Here is a 6,029-nt window from a genome sequence, read left to right on the forward strand (position 1 = left end):
AAAGGAAAATGCTCTACTCCTGAGTTATCGGCATCGGTGGATAAAAGTGCAGCGTATTTTAATGTTTAAAGCGAAATTGTCATAAAGTCCTCCGCTAACACGGTGTTAGCGAAGCGCGAGCGGGATTCGGCCAGTAAACGCTGGCAACCCTCGGCATCGTAGCGCGAGCTTATATGGGTAATGACCAGCCGTTTTGCCCCTGCCGCTGCCGCCAGCGCGGCGGCCTGAAGGGTGGACGAGTGGCCGCGACTGTTAGCTTTTTCTTCCATTGCCGCTTCGAGCGTCGCTTCGTGCACCATCAGATCCACATCACGCGCCAGATCCAATGCCGCCGGGCAGGGGCCGGTATCACCAAAAATCGCCAGTTTCCGCCCCGGCGTGGCGGGGCCGAGGTACTGTTTACCGTCAATGGTGCGGCCATCGTCCAGCGTCACCGTCTGGCCCTGCTTGAGCAACTGGAACAGTGGGCCGGGCGGCACACCGTCTTCCATCAGTGCGGCGGCATTCAGCGTGCCAGGCTTGTCATGCTCCTCAATGCGATAGCCATAGCACTCCAGCGGATGCTCAAGCGGACAGGCCGTCACGGTAAAGTGCTGATCGCTAAATACCTGCCCTGCGGAAATTTCTTCCACGGTCAGCGGGTAATCGGTCCACGAACCGCTGAGCCGCAGCGCCACCTCAACAAACTCTTTCAGCCCTTTGGGGCCGTACAGCGTTAACGGCAGCGAATTCCCCTGCATCGAGCGGCTGCACAGCAGTCCCGGTAAACCGAACAGATGGTCGCCATGCAGGTGAGTAATAAAGATTTTATTCAGTTTGCCAGGGTGAAGATCCGTTTTCAGGAACTGATGCTGAGTGCCTTCGCCACAGTCAAAAAGCCAGGTTTCTGCCACCGTAGGCTGTTGCAAATTCAGTATTATCGACGTCATATTACGGGTACGGGTCGGCACGCCGGCGGATGTCCCCAAAAAAATCAATTCCAAAACCGTTTCCCCATTACCGCATTAACGAAAGTAAACAGTATAACGGAGCACAACATGATTCAGTGGCAGGATCTTCATCATTCGCAACTTTCCGTTCCGCAACTTTACGCGCTGCTGCAATTGCGCTGTGAAGTGTTTGTCGTGGAGCAAACGTGCCCGTATCAGGATGTCGATGGCGAAGATCTGGTCGGTGAAAACCGCCATATTCTCGGCTGGGGCGGGGACCGGCTNACGATGAGCTGGAGCCGGTGGTCATTGGCCGCGTCATCATCAGCCCCGCGGCGCGCGGTGAAAAACTCGGCTATCAGCTGATGGAACAAACGCTGGAAAGCTGCCGCCAGCACTGGCCGCAGAAGGCGTTGTATCTCGGCGCCCAGGCCCATTTACAAGGGTTTTACGGCCACTTTGGCTTTGTACCGGTCACCGATGTGTACGACGAAGATGGCATTGCGCATATCGGCATGGCGCGCGAGGTTGCTCCATTTTGACTATAGTTAGCGGACAGGCTCAAAAAATGGGAGAAAAAGTAATGTCTTATCATTCTTATGAATCGCGTATTGATGACGACCTGACTCTGCTAAGTGAAACGCTGGAAGAGGTATTGCGCTCCTCTGGCGACCCGGCTGACCAGAAGTATATCGAGCTGAAGGCGCGTGCCGAGCAGGCGCTGCACGATGTGAAAACCCGCGTCAGCCAGGCGTCGGATACGTATTATTACCGTGCCAAACAGACGGTTTATCGCGCGGACGATTACGTTCATGATAAACCGTGGCAGGGGATTGGCGTCGGTGCCGCTGCCGGGCTGGTGCTCGGTTTGCTGCTGGCTCGCCGCTGATTGTTGGAACCTCCCTAATGTGGGGTACTGCTCTTTTTCCGTAGTACCCTGTATAGTATGTGGTTTTTAGATCCGGGGAGGTTCACGTGCATTCTATATCCGCTGCGCTGGAGAATCTGCAGGCCGCATTATCCGCCGATTTTCCGGATTCGCCAGGCGTGCGGGTGGTTGACGTCGCCTTCCCGCTGAACGACGCCTTCGATCCGCTCTCCTGGCTGTGCAGCCAGCGTTGCTGGCCACAATTTTACTGGCAACAGCGTAACGGTGATGACGAAATCGCGGCGCTGGGGGCGGTAAAATCCTTCTCATCGCTTGCCGATGCCAGTCATTTCCTGCAAACGCCGGCACTCCCCGACGATTTACGTATTTGTGGTATGAATGCGTTTAACCCACAGCAGGGCGCGCTGTTTCTGCCGCGTCTTGAGTGGCGGCGCAATGCCGGAAACGCCGAACTGCGGCTGGTACTCTGGAGTGATCGCTCGCTGCGCGAGGACGCCCTTCAGGCGCGCGAATTTTTTGCCTCTCTGAAAGAGGGGAAACTCCTGCCGCCGCTGCAGGTCACGTTACAGGCGGAACGGCATCATCCCGATCATCCCCACTGGATACAGCTGGTCAGCGAGGCTATCGCCACCATCGCCAGCGGCGCGCTGGATAAAGTCGTGCTCGCGCGGGCTACTGATCTTGTCTTTACCGACGCGCTCAACGCCGGGGCGATCATGGCCGCCAGCCGTCGTCTTAATCTCCGTTGTTATCATTTCTATCAGGCTTTTGATGCTGGTCACGCTTTCCTTGGCTCTTCCCCCGAGCGCTTGTGGCGTCGTCGTGGCAAACTGCTCCGCACCGAAGCGCTGGCGGGGACGGTGGGNNTTCAGACGCTGGAGGTGCTGCCGCCGCAGGTGGTCACGCTGCGCAAAGTGCAGCATCTGCGGCGCTGTATCTGGACGGAACTTGCCGACGCGGATGACGAACGCTGCCTGCACCTGCTGCAACCGACCGCCGCCGTCGCAGGTTTGCCCCGTACACCGGCGCGCGCGTGGATTGAACAACATGAGCCTTTTACCCGTGAATGGTACGCCGGGTCAGCGGGCTATTTATCACGCCAGCAGAGCGAGTTCTGCGTAGCCCTGCGCTCGGCTAAAATTGACGGTAAGACGTTACGCTTATATGCCGGTGCCGGGATCGTGAGCGGTTCCGACCCGGAACAGGAATGGCAGGAAATCGATAATAAAGCCGCAGGCTTGCGGACGTTACTCTTCGAATAAATAGTAAGACGACTCATATCAAAAACCCATCCTTTCGTATTATCTATACTGAGTCGCAATATTGATACCGGACAAACTCATGTCAGTAAGCGCATTTAACCGACGCTGGGCGGCGGTGATCCTGGAAGCATTAACTCGTCACGGCGTGCAGCATGTCTGTATTGCGCCTGGCTCGCGGTCGACGCCACTGACGCTGGCGGCTGCGGAAAACCGTTCACTCATTCACCACACCCATTTTGACGAGCGCGGGTTGGGGCATCTGGCGCTGGGACTGGCCAAAGTCAGTAAGCAGCCGGTGGCGGTGATTGTGACCTCCGGTACGGCGGGGGGGGATCTTTNATCCCACTCAAACACTTTCTTTACCGCGCCCCAGCCAGGATATTCCGGCGCGCTGGCTGGTCTCCACTATTGATAACGCCCTCGGGCAGCAACACGCGGGCGGTGTGCACATCAACTGCCCGTTTGCTGAACCGCTGTACGGCGAGCTGGATGACACCGGTCTTGGCTGGCAACAGCAGCTTGGCGACTGGTGGCAAAGCGACAAACCGTGGCTGCGTGAAGACATTCAACTGGAAAGCCAGCAGCAGCGCGACTGGTTTTTCTGGCGGCAGAAGCGTGGTGTGGTTGTCGCCGGGCGAATGAGTGCCGACGAAGGCAAGCGGGTGGCCGAATGGGCGCAAACGCTCGGCTGGCCGCTGATTAGCGATGTGCTGTCGCAAACGGGGCAGCCGCTGCCTTGTGCAGATCTGTGGCTCCGGCACAGGCGCAAATCGTGGTGCAGCTCGGCAGCAGCCTGACCGGCAAACGCCTGTTGCAGTGGCAGCAAACCTGCGAACCACAGGAATACTGGATTATCGATAACCTGACCGGGCGACTCGATCCGGCGCATCACCGCGGGCGTCGTCTGGTCAGCAGCGTTGACCGCTGGCTGGAACAGCATCCGGCAGAAAAACGCACGGCCTGGAGTACGGAAATACCGTGCCTCTCTGCGCAGGCCTGGGACGCGGTCGCCGCGACGCGCGAGATGTTCGGCGAAGCGCAACTGGCGCACCGTATCCGCGATTATTTACCGGAGCAGGGGCAACTGTTCGTCGGCAATAGCCTGGTGGTGCGTCTGATTGATTCGCTGGGACAGCTTCCGGCGGGATACCCGGTCTACAGCAACCGTGGCGCCAGTGGTATCGACGGGCTGATTTCCACGGCGGCAGGCGTACAGCGCGCCAGCGCCAGACCGACGCTGGCGATTGTTGGCGATCTGTCTGCGCTGTACGATCTCAACGCGCTGTCGCTGCTGCGGCAGACTTCCGCGCCTTTGGTGCTGATCATCGTCAACAACAACGGCGGGCAGATTTTTTCCCTGCTGCCCACGCCGCCGGACGCGCGTGAACGATTCTACTGCATGCCGCAGAACATTCAGTTTGAACATGCCGCCGCGATGTTCGGCCTGCGTTACCACTGCCCACAAAGCTGGGAAGCGCTGGAAACCGCGCTCGACGGCGCCTGGCGCATGCCGGTGGCAACCATCATTGAGCTGGTGGTCAACGACACGGACGGCACGCACACGCTGCAACAGCTGCTGGCGCAGGTCAGTCAGTTATGATCCTGCATGCTGTCGCCCGACGAGGCGATCCCGCGCGTCCGTGGCTGGTNCGGGATTTCGCGGAAGTGCGTGAATTGCTTCGTGCGACCTTACTTAGTTACAACATACTAAATTACTGGCTCGTCGGGTATTCGCTCGGCGGCCGCATTGCGATGGATTTTGCCAGTCAGCCGGGCGTGGCCGGGCTGGCGGGCATCGTGGTGGAGGGCGGTCATCCCGGGCTGCAACAGCCTGGCGCGCGTGCGGATCGCCTGCGTTCCGACAACGCCTGGGCTGCGCGTTTTCGTACCGAACCGCTGCACTTGCTGTTTCACGACTGGTATCTGCAACCGGTGTTCGCCACCCTGACGGTGGAACAGCGTGAGGCGCTGGTGGCACTGCGCGCACAAAATAAGGGCGTTGCGCTGGCGGCGATGCTGCAGGCAACATCGCTGGCGGTGCAGGACGATTTGCNNGCGACTATCCTTTCTGGTATTTATGTGGTGAGCGCGACAGCAAATTTCGGGCGATAGCCGAAGAGCTTGCCGTGCCTTGCTTTCTGATTCATAACGCCGGACACAACGCGCACCGGGAAAACCCCGATGACGTGACAGAACGTCTGGCTCAGATATTGCGTCTCTGACTAAAGGACACACTATGATCTACCCTGATGAAACAATGCTTTACGCGCCGGTTGAATGGCATGACTGTTCCGAAGGCTACACCGACATTCGCTATCAGAAATCGACGGACGGTATTGCCAAAATCACCATTAACCGTCCGCAGGTGCGTAACGCATTTCGTCCTCTGACCGTCAAAGAGATGATTCAGGCGCTGGCGGATGCGCGTTATGACGACAATATCGGCGTCATCGTCCTGACCGGCGAAGGCGACAAAGCGTTCTGCGCCGGTGGCGACCAGAAAGTGCGCGGCGACTACGGCGGCTATCAGGACGATTCCGGCGTTCATCACCTCAACGTGCTCGACTTCCAGCGCCAGATCCGCACTTGTCCGAAACCGGTGGTGGCGATGGTGGCCGGTTATTCCATCGGCGGCGGTCACGTGTTGCACATGATGTGCGATCTGACCATCGCGGCGGAAAACGCCATTTTCGGCCAGACCGGACCGAAAGTCGGCTCCTTCGACGGCGGCTGGGGCGCGTCTTACATGGCTCGCATTGTCGGGCAGAAGAAAGCCCGTGAAATCTGGTTCCTGTGCCGTCAGTATGATGCGAAACAGGCGCTGGACATGGGTCTGGTTAACACCGTGGTGCCGCTGGCCGATCTGGAAAAAGAGACCGTGCGCTGGTGCCGCGAAATGCTGCAGAACAGTCCGATGGCGCTGCGCTGCCTGAAAGCGGCACTCAACGC

Annotated in this window: 4 protein-coding genes and 3 pseudogenes; 6 read left to right on the forward strand and 1 reads right to left on the reverse strand. The window is 58.5% G+C overall.

The annotated features are described in order from the left end of the window. Positions 1 to 65 precede the first annotated feature (65 nt). Entirely contained in the window at positions 66 to 983 is a 918-nt protein-coding gene (rnz, locus tag GM30_RS13645; protein ID WP_049849051.1) for a ribonuclease Z, read from the reverse strand. A 54-nt stretch (positions 984 to 1,037) separates the two neighbouring features. On the opposite strand from rnz, the pseudogene GM30_RS13650 reads away from it, so the two are divergent. The 6 genes and pseudogenes from GM30_RS13650 to menB form a co-directional block, all read left to right on the forward strand. Beyond that, positions 1,038 to 1,471 (forward strand): annotated as a pseudogene (locus tag GM30_RS13650) (GNAT family N-acetyltransferase). Positions 1,472 to 1,512: 41 nt separating this feature from the next. Then, entirely contained in the window at positions 1,513 to 1,818 is a 306-nt protein-coding gene (elaB, locus tag GM30_RS13655) for a stress response protein ElaB (RefSeq protein ID WP_049849058.1), read from the forward strand. A gap of 86 nt (positions 1,819 to 1,904) precedes the next feature. Then, positions 1,905 to 3,080: a chorismate-binding protein gene (locus GM30_RS13660; protein ID WP_049849052.1), complete on the forward strand. Its 1,176-nt coding sequence runs from the start codon at positions 1,905 to 1,907 to the stop codon at positions 3,078 to 3,080. 79 nt (positions 3,081 to 3,159) lie between these two features. Continuing rightward, positions 3,160 to 4,680: pseudogene (gene menD, locus GM30_RS13665) on the forward strand (2-succinyl-5-enolpyruvyl-6-hydroxy-3-cyclohexene-1-carboxylate synthase). Positions 4,681 to 4,730: 50 nt separating this feature from the next. Beyond that, positions 4,731 to 5,302, forward strand: a pseudogene (locus tag GM30_RS13670) (alpha/beta fold hydrolase); the annotation flags it as partial. Positions 5,303 to 5,316: 14 nt separating this feature from the next. Continuing rightward, the coding region (gene menB, locus GM30_RS13675; RefSeq protein WP_049849053.1) for a 1,4-dihydroxy-2-naphthoyl-CoA synthase at positions 5,317 to 6,029 on the forward strand (713 nt) is incomplete at its 3' end.

Source organism: Trabulsiella odontotermitis (assembly GCF_001188485.1).
Lineage (GTDB): Bacteria > Pseudomonadota > Gammaproteobacteria > Enterobacterales > Enterobacteriaceae > Trabulsiella > Trabulsiella odontotermitis_A.

Coding starts and splice junctions, on each gene's coding strand:
- elaB (WP_049849058.1), top strand. CDS start 1,513: ATGTCTTATCATTCTTATGAATCGCGTATTGATGACGACCTGACTCTG.